This is a genomic window from Shewanella denitrificans OS217, from assembly GCF_000013765.1.
Classification (GTDB): Bacteria; Pseudomonadota; Gammaproteobacteria; order Enterobacterales; family Shewanellaceae; genus Shewanella; species Shewanella denitrificans.
On the sequence record NC_007954.1, the window covers coordinates 4,394,231 to 4,416,436 of the forward strand.

Here is a 22,206-nt window from a genome sequence, read left to right on the forward strand (position 1 = left end):
GGGCTTAAGCCTCACTCTAATGACAGGCTTTGCCAAGGCAGAGCCTGTCATTTACTCCATGAGTCGCATCAATAACAATGGCAAGAGTAAAACAGCTAAGCAGAAAACTAAGGCCAAAAAAGCTCTTGGTGAGCAGACTATTGCCTTGACTCACCGGAAGCGTCCATATATGTCCACCTTTACTTTTACATTTATTGTCTGGTCTTTACCGAGATTGAACCACATCATAAATTTCATATGTTTCAGAATTTAACTTACAAATAATATCTACTGACACTTTAGTCGGCCCACCTTTGCTCAATCCTGCTGAATATAAATAGTTAATTCCATTCATCACTCCCCCACCAGTAAAACAAGTATCTAGATCATTAGAGCTTAAAGGGTTGTCTGGTCTACAAATTTCTTTACCATCAGAGCTAATAACACTTAAATTATTTCCAGATGATGGCTCTATAATTACAATTGCCTTACTGTCACTCGTAACAAAAGCACTTACGAAATTACATTTCCTGCATGCTTCACTCCCATCACTCAACATCCAAGTAAGAAGCGACTTATCATCATTAAATAATATTTCAGTGATCATAGAATAAATTAGGCCAGCCATGATAAAACAACAACATAATGCACTTTGGGTTTACGCTCAAGTCACGGTAAGTCACTGAACAGCGAAAAGGCTAATATGGTTGGGAACAAATGAATAAGGATGTGCTTAAAAGGGTTACTTGACTGAAAAACGGTGATTTTTAGCAAGAGTAACCCAAGCCATTCTCTGGTTGGCCATTTTGAAGGGTAAAGCCTATGAAATAGGCTTGAAGTCAGCCTGCTTTTAGGTGCTGGCAACAGCTGGCGAAGTGTCGGCGACGTTTTTCTAGATGCTCGCAATAGCGCGTCAGCTCTTGAAGTGTGCCCACGGGGCCATGAAATAACTTACCAAATTCTGTGGTAAGTTTGAGCCAATTTTCTTGAGGGATATTCAATCGAGTGAGTAACTTAGCGCTATTTGTGCTGATTGCACCTCGCTTGTCGTTGCGAATAATACGTCCAGTATCGTCAACCAGTTCAAGATAATCTTTCAATGCAAATGCAATACCTTTGGGTTGGTTTTTACGCTCATTGCCAATGAACGGTAGCAAGTTATTAGGTTGCTCTCCTTTCAAGGCAGCCTTTATTCGCAGTTGAATACTGGTATGGTCTGAGTACTCTGGGGTGCTTGCCATCTTAGCCCTAATAGGACTTCCTGTTAACAAAGAGTAATCTACATAAGCCATACAGGCTAGCACTGCTGCCTCATCGAGTAGCGCTTGACTCTTTATAAAGGAAATAGGTAAAACGCCCTTCCCACAAATTCGTCGGGAACGAATTTGAACAGCTTCAGCTGGCCCGAAGGGTGAGCGCCATGGATGGCGGTGAATAGAAACGACCAGTGCAGTTATCTTCTTGATTTGCTTGTCTTGCTATTGGCTCATTTAAACAGCGCGCTCTTTTGAAAACGTTGGCAAGAAATATCGCTTAATCGGCTGCGATATAAAGCAACTGTGTGGCTAAGCTGCAACTGTTCATAATCTTCAAGCGTTTCACCCTGAGCAAACTTTTTGGTTGTATCAGTACCCTTAAACAATTGATGCCAATGGCTTATTACCTCAACATCAGACCAGCTGTTAGCTTGATAGATGTCGATACTGAGCACAACATGAAGGTGATTACTTCCAGTTCATTCACAAGAGTGCAAAAGCTGCCACATCAATCGCGAAAACCTCCGCTAATTTAAGCAGTTGAGCTTCTACCCAAGCACGTCTGTGGTCGTAGTTTTTACCAGAAAACATATCATCGCCGCAGAGAAAAGCACGGCGAATAACGCGACTACAACAATGGTACATAGGAGTGTCTTCCACACTCACCTGACTTCTTCTAGGGCGTGGCATATGCTCACCTTCGTCAATGTCTGTTCAGATTTTAAGCTTAGTTTAAAATCTGGAGACTCTCCAGTAACATGGATGGCCCTTTATTATTATTACAGCTGGCGAAGTGTCGGCGACGTTTTTCTAGATGCTCGCAATAGCGCGTCAGCTCTTGAAGTGTGCCCACGGGGCCATGAAATAACTTACCAAATTCTGTGGTAAGTTTGAGCCAATTTTCTTGAGGGATATTCAATCGAGTGAGTAACTTAGCGCTATTTGTGCTGATTGCACCTCGCTTGTCGTTGCGAATAATACGTCCAGTATCGTCAACCAGTTCAAGATAATCTTTCAATGCAAATGCAATACCTTTGGGTTGGTTTTTACGCTCATTGCCAATGAACGGTAGCAAGTTATTAGGTTGCTCTCCTTTCAAGGCAGCCTTTATTCGCAGTTGAATACTGGTATGGTCTGAGTACTCTGGGGTGCTTGCCATCTTAGCCCTAATAGGACTTCCTGTTAACAAAGAGTAATCTACATAAGCCATACAGGCTAGCACTGCTGCCTCATCGAGTAGCGCTTGACTCTTTATAAAGGAAATAGGTAAAACGCCCTTCCCACAAATTCGTCGGGAACGAATTTGAACAGCTTCAGCTGGCCCGAAGGGTGAGCGCCATGGATGGCGGTGAATAGAAACGACCAGTGCAGTTATCTTCTTGATTTGCTTGTCTTGCTATTGGCTCATTTAAACAGCGCGCTCTTTTGAAAACGTTGGCAAGAAATATCGCTTAATCGGCTGCGATATAAAGCAACTGTGTGGCTAAGCTGCAACTGTTCATAATCTTCAAGCGTTTCACCCTGAGCAAACTTTTTGGTTGTATCAGTACCCTTAAACAATTGATGCCAATGGCTTATTACCTCAACATCAGACCAGCTGTTAGCTTGATAGATGTCGATACTGAGCACAACATGAAGGTGATTACTTCCAGTTCATTCACAAGAGTGCAAAAGCTGCCACATCAATCGCGAAAACCTCCGCTAATTTAAGCAGTTGAGCTTCTACCCAAGCACGTCTGTGGTCGTAGTTTTTACCAGAAAACATATCATCGCCGCAGAGAAAAGCACGGCGAATAACGCGACTACAACAATGGTACATAGGAGTGTCTTCCACACTCACCTGACTTCTTCTAGGGCGTGGCATATGCTCACCTTCGTCAATGTCTGTTCAGATTTTAAGCTTAGTTTAAAATCTGGAGACTCTCCAGTAACATGGATGGCCCTTTATTCGCACCAGCGGTGTCAGTCGTTAACTGTTTCGTCATGCGATTTTCAGCGGCAGCCTGAGAGGCCGCAAGCTGGGCATTCACCCTAGCTTCAATTTTCCGGCTCACCTCTTGCGCTAACTCAATAAATCAGGCCCAATAAATCAGGCCCACAATAAATCAGGCCAGCCACACAATAAATCAGGCCAGCCATGATAAAACCACAATAAATCAGGCCAGCCATGATAAAACAACAACATAATGCACTTTGGGTTTACGCTCAAGTCACTGAAAAGCGAAAAGGCTAATATGGTTGGGAACAAATGAATAAGGATGTGCTTAAAAGGGTTACTTGACTGAAAAACGGTGATTTTTAGCAAGAGTAACCCAAGCCATTCTCTGGTTGGCCATTTTGAAGGGTAAAGCCTATGAAATAGGCTTGAAGTCAGCCTGCTTTTAGGTGCTGGCAACAGCTGGCGAAGTGTCGGCGACGTTTTTCTAGATGCTCGCAATAGCGCGTCAGCTCTTGAAGTGTGCCCACGGGGCCATGAAATAACTTACCAAATTCTGTGGTAAGTTTGAGCCAATTTTCTTGAGGGATATTCAATCGAGTGAGTAACTTAGCGCTATTTGTGCTGATTGCACCTCGCTTGTCGTTGCGAATAATACGTCCAGTATCGTCAACCAGTTCAAGATAATCTTTCAATGCAAATGCAATACCTTTGGGTTGGTTTTTACGCTCATTGCCAATGAACGGTAGCAAGTTATTAGGCTGCTCTCCTTTCAAGGCAGCCTTTATTCGCAGTTGAATACTGGTATGGTCTGAGTACTCTGGGGTATCTGCCATCTTGGCTCTGATGGGATTGAGGTCGACATAAGCCATGCAAGCGAGTACAGCAGCCTCATCAAGCAAAGCTTGCGACTTAAAACGCCCCTCCCAGAAACGACCAGTGCAGTTATCTTCTTGATTTGCTTGTCTTGCTATTGGCTCGTTTAAACAGCGCATGAACCAAGAAATATCGCTTAATCGGCTGCGATATAAAGCAACTGTGTGACTAAGCTGCAACTGTTCATAATCTTCAAGCGTTTCACCCTGAGCAAACTTTTTGGTTGTATCAGTACCCTTAAACAATTGATGCCAATGGCTTATTACCTCAACATCAGACCAGCTGTTAGCTTGATAGATGTCGATACTGAGCACAACATGCAAATGATTACTCATCACTGCAAAAGCTGCTACATCAATCGCGAAAACCTCCGCTAATTTAAGCAGTTGAGCTTCTACCCAAGCACGTCTGTGGTCGTAGTTTTTACCAGAAAACATATCATCGCCGCAGAGAAAAGCACGGCGAATAACGCGACTACAACAATGGTACATAGGAGTGTCTTCCACACTCACCTGACTTCTTCTAGGGCGTGGCATATGCTCACCTTCGTCAATGTCTGTTCAGATTTTAAGCTTAGTTTAAAATCTGGAGACTCTCCAGTAACATGGATGGCCCTTTATTATTGCATCGCGTCAGAGAGCGCTTGGTAAAACAAAGAACCGCCTGCACCAATCAAATTCGTGGGGTGTTAGTGGATTTTGGTATTTGTTTTCCGCAAGGTCACAGTGCGTTTGAGCGAGCCATGTGGGACATCATTAACGATGAGTCACAGCGGCCTATCATCAAGTTAATGGCCAATGATTTCTGGGATGAATACCAGACTGTGAGTACCCGCTTAGACCGCATTAACCGCCTGATAAAACAGCTGGTAGAGCAAGACCCTAATGGCAAAATCTTATTAAGTATTCCAGGTGTTGGCCCCATTATCGCTTCAGCGTTTGCCGCTGCCATTGGTGCAGGGCAAGCCTTTAATAGCGCTAAAGAATTAGCAGTCTGGCTAGGGTTAACCCCACAACAATTCGCCTCAGGCAATAAGAGTATTAATGGCAGTATCACCAAACGCGGCGACGGCTACTTACGCAAACAACTTATTCACGGTGCCAGAACCGTAGTCAGCCATGCAAGTAAGAAAAATGATGATTTAAATCAGTGGATAACCCAATTAAGAAGCCGTAAAAGCATCTGCACAACTGTGGTTGCCACCGCTCATCGACTCGCCAGACTGATGTGGATTTTATTGCACAAGCAAGTGCCCTATGCGCCGCAATACGGCGCTTATCAAGGCATAAGCCATGAAGCCAATTAACCCTGTTATCGCTATCTTGCACAGCTCGGTCGTGCCAAGGGCTTATAGCCCGTCTGGATGATAAGAGCGGCAAGATAGCACCTAATACTCGAGGTTGTTGTTAACGATGAAGCAATGGCTCAGTCCAACCAGTGTAAGCCCGAACAGGCCAAGGATAGGTAACCTAATCCGCATGAGTGTTTCACATTTTAAGGCGCAGTGGTACGGATTTCATTAGGGGCGCAGTGGTAACTGTTAAGCCCGTATATATGTCAGCACAACCGCTTTTAGCGGTAATGAGTCGCATCAAAAGCAATGGCAGGAGTAAAGCAGTTAAACAGAAAACTAAGGCCAAAAAAGCCTTCGGTGAGCAGACTATTGCCTCGACTCACCGGAAGCGTCCATATATGGCACCTTATTCGTATTCATGTCCACATTTCTCTCATTTACTATATGACCTTATTTTGATTCTTTATTTCGCTCACTTTTCTATTGACTATTCTTCAACTTTAATATCTACAACACATTTAGAAAATAACGAACTGGTTTTATGGTAACTCGAAATAAAACTGAAATACCTGATTGTGACTTTTTTACCGACATAGGGTAATAACAAATTAAAAATATCCCCTTCGTAACAGGGTGGCTTAGTTAAGTCGGAGTGCTCTCGCGTCTGAATATGCCAAATAACGTTCCATTCATCGTCTGGTGTAATAATAGTGAACACATCCCAGAGATAATCATCATCGTATTTATGGAAATGCCCAGGCCAAGCCTTTTTTTTATCGCCGACAAACTCAATCACCCCACTAAAGGTTTCAAGCTTAGCGCTATTATCCATGTATACTTGATATCTTACTCGATCGCCGTCTATTCCCGCAGTAAACAACATATAGGCTAAAATATTGCCTACTATTATAACCTTCACGTATGTTAAGAGGTTTCTTATTTGATTCTGTTCTTGGTATTTATACACAAAAAAGAGCGCACCAATAACAAAGAAGAAACCATTGAAGTTAGTTAGGGTCTCAGTTTTAAACCAATAATCCCACCCCTCCGGAGGGGGGGGGGCATATAACGTTTTCATTAAATGTATTAATCTCCTGTTATCCAGCCTTTCTGAGTGAAAATACTGTTTTGCACACCATACAAGAATTGTCCCCAAGTACTTGCTTCAAAATCGAATCTAGGAATTTTGGTTGAATTCTGTAACGCCACGAAGCCAGCCACCTTACTGTTTATCAAGCTGTTCGATTTACTTCCAAAATCAAAACTCTTGGAAAATTGAAAGCCCTCAACACTCTTATCTATATTACTTGGGTCGGTAAACCCAAAAACATTAGGATCCTTTTTATAAGTATGCCCCTGAAACACATTAACGCTATCTGGAATGAGCAAATGCTTGGTCTTAGGCAGTTCAACTTCAACACCATAGGTTATCAGGTATCCATTCAAGAAATCATCAGCTTCCATTGTAGCTCCTGTTGCCAAGGATAACTCATAGGAAAAGCTCGATTGATTGACAAACTGTTGGTAGCCCATATCTAACGCTCTTGCAACCCCGCCACTGCCATCGGGGTTAAAGGCAAATGCTAATGACCCCCCAGCACCACCCCCTAATTGCGATTCTAGGTATAGACTACCTTCAATCTCTACGGCTCCTCCATCTAAATAACCCATTTGTTGCCACACCGGCATGATGGTTGCGGATAAACCAACTTCCGCCAAGTTCAGGCCCACTTCCCCAATGTCGGCAGCAATACTCCCGACACCTTTAAGCGTATGTAAAGTTAAGTCCGTGTAGTTATCGAAGCGCTGATAAGCACTAGCCATGTCTTTTGCTGTGTACCAAATTGACTGGCTGTTATCGACTAAAGACTTACCTAAGTCCCATAAATCATCTCCCAAACGGGCGCCATTTACGTGCTCCTTGCGCCATTGCTCCCTATAATCTTTTTGAGCTTGATGCACATCATTCGCCCATTGCACCTGCTCTTCTGAAATTAATGGTGTAAAGAGCTCTTCTTTTGGATTGTTAATTCTAAAATTAATATCCCTTTCTCTATATCGTTCTCTAATTTTGTCACTTTCAGCTTCTCTTTGTATTCGGTTTTTCTCTACGGTTTCACCCAGCTTAGTAATTTTATCATTGATGTCTTGTTGATTTTCTAGGGCACCTTCAATAAAGCTCTGCCTTCTTTGCTGCTGTTTACTTTCCATTTTCTCAATAGCATCTTCAGTTACTTGCTGGCTTTTAATGGCTATTTTAGCTTTGTTATCCTGCATCGCTTGATCAACATCAATATGCTTTATTGTTATTTCATCTGCCGACTTCGTAGCTTTCTGCGCTATTTTGGCAAACGCTTGCTCAACCTCTTTCATCAAATTTGCAGTTTTACGCGCTTGCTCTGCTTCTTGCTCCATTAAGCCTGCTTTGGCTTGGCTACGGTTGATTTCAGAGCCGACCGCATTACCAAAGGCACTCATGGCCACTTGCTTGAAGTTCCACGAGGGCCTATCGGCGCCTTTGAGTATCGCCTTGCCTAGGGCATAACTGACCCCAGCACCGATGACACCTGCGGCGGTCTCTCTCATAGTATTACCCCAATCGAAGCTGGCGACATCACTGCCACCCAGTGGAATACTGCTCATCACCCCAGCCATCACATCAGAAGTCATCGCGGCGGTGGATAACATAGACACGGCCACATTACCCCAGCTAAATGATGTGTCGATACCGGCGAGTTGATTGATACCGACATTCATTGGCACACTGAGCCCCGCTTGCCAAATCTTTGCTGCCTGCGTCAAATTTGCGCCTTCAGCAATCTCGGCTACCCCTCTAATACCTGTCGCCAAACCAACCGTAGCCATTGAAGTAACCCCGCCCACTAAGGCTTTCTTCAGTGAGAAGCTGTCGACCACCCCCATGGCCTTGCCCACTAATTGACTGGCGGCGCTGCCCACAAACCCGCCGGCAAAGGCGGCTGCAGCGACGCCAGCGGTAAGGCCAGCGGCACCAGACATTATTCCCATCCCTGCAGTCATGGCTCCACTGAGGACACCACCGATTGTCGCTCCAGGTGCCATAGCCAACAATGCTGCGCCGGCGGTAAAGACGGTGGCGACCACGGCCACCACTACCATGACTATCATGGCGATGCCACCACAGCCGCCTTTTTGTGGCGGAATGGGCGGTGGCGGGATTTCAGGTAATGTCGGGTTGACATCGCCCATGGCCGCGCCCGGGTTGTAAGGCCTGAAGGTTTCAGCGCTATGGTGTAAATTGGTGCTGGTCACATTAGGCAGTGTCAATGTGGTGCCTGGCGCAAGGCGCTCGGTGCCACGTAAACCATTGGCGTCTGCCAGCAAATACCACAGCGACTTGTCGCCCCATAATTGCGCGGCGATGCCCATCAAGGAGTCGCCAGCTTGTACCGTATAACTGCCACTGCTCACGCCACTTTGGCGGCCCACGGGCACATAGTTCGCATCGAAATCGGCGGCGATCACCGGACGGTATTCTTGCTCATTACTGGTGGACTTTTTCCGCTGGGCATCGGCCAATACCGTGGCATAGTCACGATAGCTTGGGCCATCATCACCTATGTCACCGATACCTATACCATTGAAGTAAAAGTAATTATGTTGCTTAGTGTACCTTGGGGTTTCTTCGTTACGGACTAAGACCTTGCCATCGAAACTGTTGACATACTTAAGTAATCGACCCGCATAAGTGTCTGTTGCCGTGACTAAGTTGCCATTGACGTCATATTGCAACTTAGACAAGCCATTGCCCCAGTCGTATCTGAGTTCGCCGCCAGTTTGACCGGCAACCTCAATTTTGACTTGCTTGTACGTGTCCCACTTTTCATAGCCGTAACGGGTCGTTTGCCCTGTGGTGTGCCACTTATTGTCACTCCATGAAGACGTACTGACACTGCTGTAAAGTTGATTGCCCAGCTTATCAGTACTGAAGGTCGAGTTAGATTTTTCTGTGTTGGTGCCATTTTTATCATAACGGCTCACATTCTCACTGATCTTCTGCCCTGCAGCGTTATAGGTGTAGCTGGTGTCTGAGGCCAACTGACCACGGTTATCCCCTGGATAATATAAATACGGCTCACCGTATTCCTCCATGCGGCCGCGCTCGCTATTGTAACTGCGCCAGCGCAGCACCGGGGCGGCGGCTGGGCGATATTCTTGTACCGACTTCAGGTAACCACCATCATAATAGGTCCGCACCACTCGCTGATCGCCGTCAATATCGACCTTCACCAACCAGCCAAATGCGTTATAGGTATAGGTTTCTACTGAGCCAGCGCCATTTTCAACGGTTTTACGGCGACCGCCACTGTCGTAACTGATTTTGACACCATCACCACGGACCACTTGGCCATTTTCCAAATCCCCCTTAGAGATAACCACACGGTTGACCGCATCATAGGTATACCAATGATCGACGTCGGCACTGATATTATTAATTTGGGTATAATCACTGCGAATGCGGCGGCGATTACCGACGGCATCATAATCATAGCGAATATCAAGGCCGCTATCGGTCACTCGGCTGAGGCGATTAAGTTCATCAAAGCTCGCCACGGTTTGCTGGCTGTAGACGGCTGAGCCACCGGCATCAAGATAGAAATACTCTTCGCCTATGGTGTTGCCATTGGCATCATAGTTAAAGGTGGCAAAGTTATTGGCACCGATATCGTCAATTTGTTTGCGCAAGCCATTTTCATAATAGCTATAGCGGATATCTTGACCGCGACTGCTGACCTGTAAATCAAGCTGACCTGTGGCTGAGCCATAGTAGAAATAGGATGTGGTGCCGCCCATGTCCTGTTTCCACACCATGCGGCCTAAGTAGTCATTATGCTCTAATGAAATATCCCCAGTGGCATGGACGGTTTGTTTAACCCAGCCACCATAGGTGCCTATGTCTCCTTGGAAGCTGTAGTTATATTGGGTTTCATAACCGGCGGGATCTATCCCTCGAATTAACCGTCCTTGACGGTCATATTCAAAATAACTGACATTGGCGTTGCCGGTGGCCACGTTATTAAAGCCGGTTTCATGCTTTAATTGTTGCCCTTGCTGGTTATAGACATAAATATCATCGTTACGACCCGCACGATCGACTTGAATAATTTGCCCGGTGCCATCGTAGCTGTAGCTCACAAAGCGGTTGTCTTTGGTCCTTTCACTGCGCATCTGCCCGTAGATGTCGTAGCTATAGCTTTGGCTGGTGTTATCGGCAAATGACTGTGAAACCAACTTACCCGCTTGGTATTGGCGAACTTGACGCTGACCATTGGCATCAATTTCACTCACTTGGTTACCTTGAATATCATAGGCATAACGGGTGCTGACACTCAACCTGCTGGTAATGCCGTTCTCAGCGGTCACCGAGGTGGTAGGGTCAGTCCGCTGGACCAACTGGCCTCGATTGTCATAGAGGTAGTGTGTGGTGTAGCCACGGCCATCTGTGATGCTGGAGATTTGACCAAAGGCATTATAGCTTTGGGATTTACTGCTCGCGTAACGCTTAAGATCGTTTAATCCCTGCTCAGATAACACTTGCAAACTTTGCAATGATAAATCGGGTTTAACCGTATTCGTGTGGCTGATTTGCGTCTGCGCCCCTAAGGTCATCATCCCCTTGGCGCCATTGATAACCTTACCGATGGAGTCGTTCGACTGGTAGTAGTACTCGAACTCACCTTGACCTAAACTGCTGACATCCACAGCAAAACGGCCATTACCCCCGTAATTAGCGATCAGCTTACTGAAAGCCCCGGTACTGTCTTTTGGGCGATAATAAAAGCTTAATCGCGTCGCTTCTGCGGGTTGATCTGAGAAGCTCACCAGTGCCGGCACGCTGTGGCTGTCCTTGGGGTTAGAGCGGGCGGTATACTGATTAACCTCAGGGGCTTCACCTTCCCAACCATAGCTACCGGTGAGGTTTTTATAAAACACCCAATTACCTTGAGCATCTTGCTTGAAGGTTTTAACACTATAGACAAACCCACGTTCCTTGATATTGCTTGTGGTGGTTCTACCGTGGGCTTTGACACCGTAGCGGTTGAATTCATCTTTGCCTGAGATATAGCTCTTAGGGCTATTAATACCTTGGAAGTAATATGAATTCTTGCTGATATCGACTTCACTTACCCCTTGAGAGCCATAGCCGGCAAACCCGGTATCCCACTCTAGTCTTAGCTTGCCTGAGTAATCATCCATGCCATCGAAAGTGAAGCTCATGCCATATTGCTTTAAGAATTGCTCAGGTTTGCGGTCTGAACCCGAGGCCATCAAATGGAATTTCACATCGATATTGCCCCCCATGGCAACTTGCGCTGCCCCACGGGAGAAGTTACTGCTGGGTACATTGCCGGTGGCAGGGGCCGCATTGGCTTGAGCACGCAGGTAGGCCAACTCAGGATCGATACTCTCGATGGCGTTGTTACGGGCATCGAAACGGTTAACGGTGAAGTGGAAATTGTGATCTTGTTTATTGGCCGCCAACATCCACGCCATGGATTTATCATCCAAACGTGTCCCTGTGGAGGTGACCACTAAGGTGGCATTGCCATTTTCATCATAAAAGAAGCGACGGTGCTTACCTTGATCATTACTGAAGGTAAGGCGGGCATTGGCATCATATTCATAGAAGGTGTGCTCATTGCCCATGGTCCCCTTGGCGACCACTTGGCCTAGCGTGTTATAGCGGGTGCTATGGGTCACATCATTGGCGTCTTGATGCCACACCTGACGATTAGCATCGTCATAGCTATAGCGCTCAACCAACCAGCGCGTCTGGCTATGCGCACCCAGTGAGGCATTTTGATAGGCTAAATAGGTTTGTTTCTCTCGCTTAACGATCACATTTCCATATTGATCATGTATGTAGATGATGTCGATATCACCCGGAGCCGTGAGGCGCACTAAGCGGCCTGAGTCATCGTAATAACGGGTGGTAATTTTATCGGCATCATCCATAGTGCCGACCGCGCCATAACTGTTGTCTTGCACATCTAAGACCTGGTTGCCCATGGCATCGAATGCCATGAAACGCGTCGGTGTCACCTGTTGGTTACTAAAATCGGTATAGCTAGAATCGGTGGACTTTATTTGACGATTTAAGGCGTCATACTGGAAGCTAACTTGGGTTTTTTCTCCGACCCAAAGGCTATTCTTAATGCCCCCCACTTCAGTCACGGTGACATTACCATTGGCATCATATTGATAACGGCTGGTGACATCTGCCATCCCATTGGTCACATTGCTGCCTGAAGGCGTGCTATAGCGCACATTTTTAACCTGTTGCTCAACCACTCGATTCAAGGCGTCATAGCTGAAGACTGTGGTGCGGTTATCATTTGTCTGTAATAACAGAGGTAAAATACTGCTGACTGGCGTATTGGCCGTTAAGCTGGCAATTTGTCCTGCGGTTAATGCTTTACTGTAGACGACTTCCTTTATGTTGTTACCATTGGCATCGTATTCTCGGGTTGAGACATAACCATCACCATTAATGGTGAGCACAGCAAGCCCATTGGCATCGTAATAGGTATATTGAGAAACACCTCGAGCATCTATGCTAATGGCTTCCTTGCCGGCTAAGTTGTAGACAATACGTGTCGAGGCATTGCTCTGACTAAAGCCTGAGGCCACCTCATAATAGAGCGCATCACTTTTGGACTCACCCACCAATCTCCCAGCATCATCATACTGGTAGCGAGACTCTTGGTAAGCGCCAGTGTTGGCCATATGGCGAATGACACTCTCGTTGTTTACATTGGTGACTTTATCATGATAAATCCGCTCAGCGACCTTTGAACCGGCACTATTATAATCGAAGGTGCGAAGGACATTGCTGCCATCCACCCAATGCGTTAACCGGTTTGCTTGGTCATATATTTTGACTTGGGTACGGCCCAAGTTATCACTGCTGCGCAGCAAGTTTCCTTGCAAATCATATTGACGCGTTTCTGTCGGGTAAACGCGGGTTTTCGCCCCATTGTTGCCATTGGCCACCAAACGAGAAGGATAAATAACCTTAACTTCACGCCCTAAGGCATCAAATTCATAACGTGTGGTGCTCTCTTGTGCTGTGCCAACCGCTTTGGTTTCACTTACCCTTTGACCTAGCACATTATATTCGTAACGGGTAAGGATTGAGCCGCTGATGGTTTCTCTCGTTGCGGCGTTGGTCACGATAGTGACTTGAGGGCTTTTAAGCTCAATTAAGCGATTCAGCGCATCATAGCGCTTCTCGGTTCTATTGCCATTCTTGTCAATGTGAGCGCTCACATTGCCGGCAGCATCATACTCATAGAACTGACTCTGCCCCATAGGATCAATCTCTTGGATCACTTGACCGAGATTATCGTAGACGTAGCTTGTGGTGCGCCCACTTTGGCCTGGACGCTGGGCAACCAATGCCGCGATATCAGCAATACTCGATTGCGCACTATAGCCGCCAGTTAACGCCACTTGATAGCGGCGCTGGATCTCAATATCTCCCCTAGCCGTATATTCATACTCGCTGACCACACCTAAGGCATCGATAGCAAAGTGCACACGATTGGCATCATCATAGATCATAATGCTCTGCTGACCCGCAGGATTAACATGACGGGTTATGCCACCTAAGGCATTGTATTGTGTGATAACTTTAGCACCATTGGCATCGGTAACTGTGAGCACTCTGCCAATTTCATCATAGGTCGTGATTTCGGCATATTCGAGTCTAGCCTGCTCTTTTTGCGCCGAGGTTAATTCATTAGCAAACTTAGCCCTAACACCTTGTGCACCGTTAACGACCCAACCTAAGCGCTGACGGGCTTCCAGGGCCCATTGACTGTCAGACTCGGCCAGTGCCACGCCATTTGCACTAATGATATGGGTTTGATTGCCAAAGGCATCATAGCGATATTCCGTGATACTTTGCGCCAAGGTACCCGCGGCTTTACTCTCTCGAACCAGCTGACCTTCACCATCATAGACAAACTGAGTTCGCCGCTCTTGTGCGGTCCCACTATGACTGACTTGTTCAGTAATTTGGTCTAAATGGTTATAGCTAAATTCAGTGACTAAGTGTGTTTGAGCGGTGACACCATCCAAATAAGGCACCACTTGGGTTTTACGCACCAGTCTATCTTCAGCATCATAATCATAACGTAGGTGGCTATCGCCTCCCGTACTGCTATTGCTGATAACCGTGACTTGCTGGGCATTCAGATGGGCACCCTGGGGATCAAAACGATTAACCGCAGTGGAATAATGAGTCTCATTAACCAACATGCCTTTGGCATTATATTGGTAATCAATCACCTTGCCTTGCGTGTCACTGATTGGCACCAGTTTACGGCTTATTCTGCCATTAATGTCGTAGCTGAAATAAGTACGTAACCCGCGCACATCTTCGGCATAAAGTTTATTGCCATTGATGTCATAGGCAAAGTTTTGCGTCTGACCGCGGCCATTATTGCTGCTGATGAGCCTATTTAAGCTGTCATAGGTTAAGTTTTCAATTTGATTAAAACGCTTAGTTGGACCGGGCACCCGGATAAACGCTAAGCGCACCGCCGCTTCATCGGCATTGACTGCCAGCGAAACCGGCACACTGGTGCGCTCTGTTCGCGTCACACGGCCAAGATCATCATAAGTGAGTGCCGTTAAATAACCGAGCGCATCGATGCTAAATAACGCATTGCCTAAATTATCGTACCACGCTTTAGTGACCACCGCAGAGGCGGGATTAAGCTGGCTGCGAACACTCGCCACTGTTTGGTAATTTTGCACTGTAACAGATTGTTTATACTGAAGAGTTTGAGTGATTCTATGTTGAGTATCATAGACGTACTCAGTCACAAATCCCTCACTGTTAATCGTGAGTTGCTGACGCCCGAGACCATCATACAAGGTTTGTGTCAGGGTATCGGCTTGGCTTGGACTTAAATTAAGATCGGCAGCCTTCAATACCTGAGAGAGATCGCTTGAGTTAATATTCGTCGGTGAACTATAACGTGTGGTACGAATTAACTGACTTGCTGGATTATATTCATAATAGGTCGCATAACCACGGCTATCTACGCTGTATTGCAGACGGTTTAATCCATCAAATATGTGCCGCTCGCTATAATAAGCTAATGGCGACTCTGCAGTCTGGGATGCCAATAAGTTCTGCACATCAGCCAAGGTCACCGTTGAACTGCCGCTTAGGGCTAACAGCGCCGTAATGCTCTCTTTATATTGCTTTTGACCAATATTATTTCCATTCGCGTCGTAATAATATTGAGTTAAATAGCCGTTAGCATTGATACTAAAAACTTGATGGCCTTTATTATCAAACAGGCTTAAATCATGATCGTTTAATTCAGTCAGTTGACCTTGTGGGGCACCGGGACGGCTATCAAACAGCCCCCTGTCATGCAGTCGTTGCTGCACTTCGGTACGCGGGCTAGACACGCTAGATATCGCTGCCGCTAATCCGGTGGTGCTAATCTCCTTAGCATAGGTCAGGGTCGCTATCTTTTGCCCTGTCGCATCATACTTATACTCTGTGACCTTGCCCGACTGATCAATGCTGAACAACAGTTGGTTTAACCCTAGCTCATCATAAACTTGATAGGTTGCCATACCGCCATCGGTGAAACTGTGCACCATTTTGCCATTGGCATTGTAGCTATAGCGGGTATGTCGATTAAGGTTTAACGGATCTTCAATTTTCTCAATTAGACGGTTATGGCTATCATAGTTAAAGTGTGTTTCTTGCTGTTGCCCGGCATATTGCCCCGTGTTTGTCTGGCTAACTTGATTACCTCTGGCATCATAACTGTATCGTGTTATTACCTGAGGAGTGCCAGTGGCATTGATAACTTGTTCAACCATCTGACCCAAAGTGTCGTAACTGAAACGCGTTTTTACGCCATCGGCTTGGGTCACTTCTATTTGCCGACCTAAGGCATCATAAGCATAGAGAGTACGTAATCCCACGCCATTAACATCGAGAACCTGCTCGACACTATTATTACTCGCATCATAATAATATCGATTCACACTGCCGTTGGCTTCTGTTTGCTCGGCAATCAGCCCTTGAGAGTTAAATTTACTGCTCGTTTGGCTCAGTACCACGCCTGCGGCATCTTTATGTATGCTCGATAGGGTGCGACCTAATTCATCGTAACTATAAAGGCTAAGGTTATTTTTGGCGTCAGTCACGCTTAGCTGATTGCCAAAACCGTCATGCTTACGCTGCACTTGGATGTTGCCAGGATAAATAATGGTGACACTATTGTTGGCATCGTCATGAATATATTGCGTCACACGCCCTAGGGCATCCTGCACACTCACTGCACGACTAAAGGCATCGTAAGTCACTTGCTGACTGTGGGCTGCCGCATTCGTTTGCTGGATTTCACGGCCCAACTTGTCAAAGCGTCGAGTCACCACACCACCGGTAGACATTCTGCTTGCTATTTGGCGGCCAAAGGCATCATAAGTATGCTCGACCGTTTTGGATAACCCATTGGCTTGCTCAGTCGATTGAGTTAACCGACCTGCGGCATCATACTGATAATTAACTTGAACCCCGACACTACTCACGGTGCTGTCTGGGCTGAAACGACTCGCGACGCGGCCATAGACATCATAGCTGATGCGACTTGTTAAACCGCGTATATCCGTAGTGGTGCTGAGGCGGTCTTGAGTGTCATAACTCGATGAAGACACCAAGTCTGAGCCAGATAAAACTAAACGCTGACTCACCTGGGTCAGTTGGGTGCCACCAGTTAAGCCCTGGGTATTAATCGCTTGAAAATATCGTCTCACTTGATTTGGACGACCAAATGCATCGTAGCCTTTCTCTGCAACCACGCCTTGATCATCGACGGTATAGATTAACTGGCCGGCGCCATTGTAATAAAACCAATTATCGATTTTACTACTGCTCACTTGACCTGTTTGGCTATTTTTAACTTGGGCATGATTTTGATAACTGTGGATCACACGGCCCGCATTATCATAACTGAAGAATGTGGCATGCTGCTGCCACACCGCTTCTTGCTGGCTGGCATTGCTGCTAGTGCGCAATTTTTCTGTGGCGATGGCATCCAATTGAGCAGTGACGCGGCCTAATGCATCGAATCGACGCGCCAACCCTTGTTGATAGTCGTTATTACGGCTGTCATATTTGAGCTGTGAGGTGAGTGCACCATTGCTATCATAGGTGTTCGTGGTGGTGACACCCGTATGCGCTTGTTCCTGAGTAATTCGTCCCAATGCATCATAAGTATAATGCGTCACTTGTGACGATATTCCCTGCATCAGGGCCAGTAAACTCGTCAAGTCTTGAGTGGTATCACTAATTTGAGCAGCAAAACGCTGCTGTGTGATGACTCGACCCACAGCATCGTGCTTGAATGATGTCAGGTAGCCTTCGGCATCAATTTCAGCGACTTTTCGGCCGATTTTGTCATAAATAAACCGAGTCGTTTGATCCGCATTAGAACGGGTTTGACGGGCTAAGATGGCATCCCAAGCTTCAAAGCTTTGGCTACTGCCATACACACTCAGTTCGGCATATTGAATGTGTTCGACTAATTGACCCGCTTTATCATACTTATATTCGCTCAAGGCACCATCGGCGGCGATGCTGCCAACTAATCGTCCTTGTGAGTCATGATAAAATTGCTCATGCTTGCCTTTTGGCGCCACTAACGGATTATCGAAGTCGGACACGATTGAATCATGGGATTCATAGTTGATTTTTACTTGGGTGAAATAACGATCGATCATCTCACCAGTCTGTTTATCTCGATATTGAATAAACATATCAAACAGGCCATCAGGCACCTGACGAGTGTCATAAACAAATAAGTCATTCACCGATACCACTAACTCGTTATTTTCGTTTACCGTCCCTTTTTCATAACGCGCGCCATTGAGCTGCGGGAAAAAGTAGAAAGGCTCAGCATTATCCGGCAAATCGTCCAGCGTAATGCTGACAATACTGGGACGTGTGGTTTCTTGCTGCTGGCCAATTTCATAGTCAAACAGTTTTGTTGAACTTTGGCTGCTACTGCCTCTATGGTAAGCACGAAGCTCAATGCGATACTGGCCATTTTCTAATGGCTTTTCAGTACTGAGGTTGATGTTGCCAGCCCCCCCACTTTGGCTACTCATATAAGTATACGCACTGGTAATCAGCTTACCGCTCGCCTTATCAAACACATCGGCCAGCACATAGTCTATGTTTGCCGCTTCAGCTGGCGTATACACCCCTGTAATGGCACTGCCATCGACACGCTGATCTGAAAGACTGTCTTTTTGCATCCGAGCATCAACTAAACTGTCAACGTCATTGGCTTGAAACAGGAAAGTACTGCTCAGTCGATTTTCAACCACGCCGTAATAATTCAGCGCGCCCTGCTGATGTACCAATTCGACTTCGTAATATTGTCCTGCCTGTAATTCATCAAATTTAATCTGATATTGGCCATCCACCACTGACACAGGTATCGATGTCCACGCCGTATTACGGTAGCCACTACGATAGCGTGCACTGTGAACCGAATTAGATGATTCAAATGTTTCCAGCGGCCAAGTCAAGGTTTGACTGAGTAAACCTGTGCTCTGGCTACCGATTTCATAGAGGAAAGGATCCAGAGACGAGGTTGAACCATCTTTGTTTTCTAAGGTTAAATGAATTTGATAGCGACCCGATAATAACGCGTCGCCTAAGCTTAAGTTTACCTGTCCTTGATAGGCTGGGTATGCCGAAGCTAAGGTGTCACTTTGGGTGATGAAGTCTAAATTATTTAAATCCGTGCGCACCACGTCTGAATCGGTGAGGTAAACTTTTGCCGTGACCTTTTCTAGGTTAGCGAACAGGTGAGCGGGGATAACGCCACTCAAGCTACTGCCGCTGCCTGCGCTGACCGTCCAGTGCGACTCAAAGTTTTTCACTTGAATCGTTTTCTGCTCAGGATCCCCTTGGCGTAGCTGCGTGAAAGCGCCACCAGATTGACTACGAACTTGGTTATACGCATCTTTATATAAAATCGTAATTTCATATTCATCACGGGCTAACGGCGGCAATTCAACCGAGTATTGCCCATTACTGAAGCTTGTGGGTAAATACTCAAATTGATCATTATTGTGCAGAATGCGATAGCCGATTTCGACTTTAGGCCACGCTAAGCTATTAGGTGTCCAGCTTAATGCTTGGCGTCCATCGGCAAGCCGGGTTTGCTCTACCGCTGACTCCGAATCTTTTACCACATACAGCGGATGATCTGCGCCATTAACGTAGCCATAAGGTTGATTTGGGTTACGGGCTTCAAATCCCCCTGTTTTACTGATCCCTAAAATTTGTGTGTCTAAGAATCTATCTTGCAGTTGAGCATGGTTGACGTACTGGTATGGCTGGATTGGATCGCGACCTGTGGTAATCACATCGTTATTAATGCTGGCCACTTTGAGATCGTACAACAAGGCGATTAATTTATTTTCGGTAATATCACCTGGAATATTAGCCATTTGCAGCTGTTTTTCATAAACGGCCTTGTGGGTCAATACCCCTAAGCCATCATAGGTGTGCTCTGTGACGGTGCCGGTTGAATTTAATAAAAACCTCAGTAAACCTGAATCATCATAAATGCGGTATTCAGTGCTATCCCCATTACCTGAGGCTTGCTGCGTAAAAGACGCTAAGTTCCACAGTGCTTCATTAAGCTGGCCTTGGCCTGAGGATAACTTTCTCGGATCAACCGTCTGACTATGGCGGCTCAAACGCACTACTGCGCCTTGTTTATTGTAAGTCCAGGTTGAAAGTTGACCAAATTCATTAATTTGGCCTGTTTTACGATTATTCGCGTCATAGAAATAATAATTACGCGCCCCATTTGCAGATTCCGAGATGCGTAAACGGCCCAAGTCGTCATACACATAACCTTGGCGATTTTGCTTGGCATTATTTAAGGTGTCGTACTGTTCAATCAGATCGCCTGCGCGGTTATAGACAGAAGTGCTGAGCTTACCACTTGCATATAAAGTATGAACTTGTTGGGCAGCGTCATCATAACTAATCAGGGTGATTTCCCCGACACTATTTTGACTGCTAATACGCCGCCCCATACCATCATACACAAAGTTACTGCTGGCCCCTGTAGCGTCAGTTTGGGACAATAACCGTCCGGCATAATCATAAACATAGTGGCTAGCACTTTTAACCAGCTCACCATCGTACTGGTACATGTGGCTCAATTGGCCACGGAAATCATATTCAAAGCGGGTGTGCTGGGTATTATTGCTGTCTTTTGTGGCTGCCCACGCCGTTAATTCACTAAAACTAAGATCAGTATTTTTATCTATATTGATGACGTTATAGCTGTCCTGAAGGTAGGTATAGGCATCACTTTTTTGCCCTAAGCTATTGTAAATATGTTGGCTTACTGAACCATCGGCATTGACGACAAAACGAAGATCCTTATTATCATCATAAATATATCGAGTCACTAACGCCTCGGTCGGCATCGCCGCACCAATCCCATCGGGATCGATATCTCGATAACGAATTTCAGCAATAAGCTGGTCATCACTATTATAGCGTCGGTCTATTCTTCGACCTTTGGCATCAATACTGGTGAGTAAATTACCTCGACTGTCATATTGATAATGGCTGACTTTATTTGCACTGTCTTTCTTACTGATTAGATTGCCATCGGCATCATAGCTAAAAAATGTCAGTAGACGTGTGCCATCGATAGGGGGAGTTGCAATTGACAATAACTGGCCTTTATCATCATAGCGATAGCTGGTTACCTGCCCGTGTTCATCTGTCACATCTGTGCTGCGAGTAATCGCGTCATAATCAAAGGTCACCGTACGGCCTTCGCCATCTGTCATCGATGCTAAGACCCATGCCCCTTGGGCAATAAAGCTGCTACCGCGTCCTGTGTGCTGCTTGTAACTAAAGCGAGAGCTGCTGCCGTCGCTGTTGGTGATGCTCGCCAGGCGATGGCTGTCAGCATCATAGGTATAACGCGTGCTAAACACCTGATTATCTGCGATATTATTATCTTCAGGGGTTAAGTCATATTGTACTCGGGTTAAGCGGCCTAAGCTGTCATATTCAAACCTAGCATCGGTACGCTCTGCGCCAGCCACTGTGGTGCGAATGGCACTGATCCTCGCGCCTTTTGAATGGGCAATATAATCGATATTGGTCACTTGACCTGAAGCGTCGGTGATTTGTACCAATTTATCGGCACTGTAAGTAAAATGAATGCTTTGCCCATGGGCGTCTTGCTTACGGGTTAATCGCCCTTGAACATTGTATATTTCTTGGCTGTTAGCCGCGGTTTGTCTAATCCACACATTCTGCGCGACATCAAACGTTAAGGTATCGTGACTGCCCTCGCCATCGGTCGCAACATATAAGTCACGGTTGGTATCAAAGAGGTATTCTGTCTGGCTGCCATCCCCGTTGCGCCTGACAATCAGGCTACCCGCTTTATGCTCTAAGGGTATTGAAGTCAGGCGAGCCATGCTGCCCAACCACCAATTATCACCATCAGCATCTTGACCTAGGCTGTTATAGGTCTGGACAAGTTGATTATTCTCACCCCTGGCCATAGCAAGCTGATCTTGACGCTGCACACTCAGATTTCCTGTGGCTAAATTAATCGCCGCATGATTTAAACGTTGACCTAATGCCGTGCCGCCCAATACGTTTTGATTGGCGTTGTGAGCACCGAAGAAGCCAAGTTCTGCTGATGTTATAAGTGATGACATGGTATAACCCCTAAATCCTTGTAGGAAAAGGGCACTCAAGGAGTGCCCTGTCGTATTGCTAGTTTACT

At 46.1% G+C, this 22,206-nt stretch carries 5 protein-coding genes and 3 pseudogenes; 1 reads left to right on the forward strand and 7 read right to left on the reverse strand.

Going from position 1 to position 22,206, the window contains the following annotated elements; translation table 11 throughout:
• Window positions 1-205 precede the first annotated feature (205 nt).
• The 5 genes and pseudogenes from SDEN_RS19100 to SDEN_RS19130 all read right to left on the reverse strand — a co-directional run bounded on the left by SDEN_RS19100 (window position 206) and on the right by SDEN_RS19130 (window position 4,583).
• The gene (locus tag SDEN_RS19100; protein WP_198134613.1) at window positions 206-586 is read right to left on the reverse strand and encodes a hypothetical protein; all 381 of its coding nucleotides are present in this window, start codon (window positions 584-586) and stop codon (window positions 206-208) included.
• 232 nt (window positions 587-818) lie between these two features.
• Window positions 819-1,925, reverse strand: a pseudogene (locus SDEN_RS20915) (transposase).
• Window positions 1,926-1,962: 37 nt separating this feature from the next.
• A pseudogene (locus SDEN_RS20920) lies at window positions 1,963-3,099 on the reverse strand (transposase).
• A 37-nt stretch (window positions 3,100-3,136) separates the two neighbouring features.
• Window positions 3,137-3,289, reverse strand: coding sequence for a hypothetical protein (locus SDEN_RS20610; protein ID WP_157599895.1), 153 nt, complete (start codon window positions 3,287-3,289; stop codon window positions 3,137-3,139).
• A 316-nt stretch (window positions 3,290-3,605) separates the two neighbouring features.
• Window positions 3,606-4,583, reverse strand: a complete 978-nt coding sequence (locus SDEN_RS19130; protein WP_011496360.1) for a hypothetical protein — start codon at window positions 4,581-4,583, stop codon at window positions 3,606-3,608.
• 80 nt (window positions 4,584-4,663) lie between these two features.
• Between SDEN_RS19130 and SDEN_RS19135 the strand changes: the two are divergent.
• Window positions 4,664-5,353: pseudogene (locus tag SDEN_RS19135) on the forward strand (IS110-like element ISSde11 family transposase); the annotation flags it as partial.
• A 475-nt stretch (window positions 5,354-5,828) separates the two neighbouring features.
• Here the strand turns inward: SDEN_RS19135 and SDEN_RS19140 are convergent.
• Both SDEN_RS19140 and SDEN_RS19145 read right to left on the reverse strand, forming a co-directional pair.
• Entirely contained in the window at window positions 5,829-6,419 is a 591-nt protein-coding gene (locus SDEN_RS19140; RefSeq protein WP_011498093.1) for a hypothetical protein, read from the reverse strand.
• An 8-nt stretch (window positions 6,420-6,427) separates the two neighbouring features.
• Window positions 6,428-22,138: a LysM peptidoglycan-binding domain-containing protein gene (locus SDEN_RS19145; RefSeq protein WP_011498094.1), complete on the reverse strand. Its 15,711-nt coding sequence runs from the start codon at window positions 22,136-22,138 to the stop codon at window positions 6,428-6,430.
• Window positions 22,139-22,206: the final 68 nt, after the last annotated feature.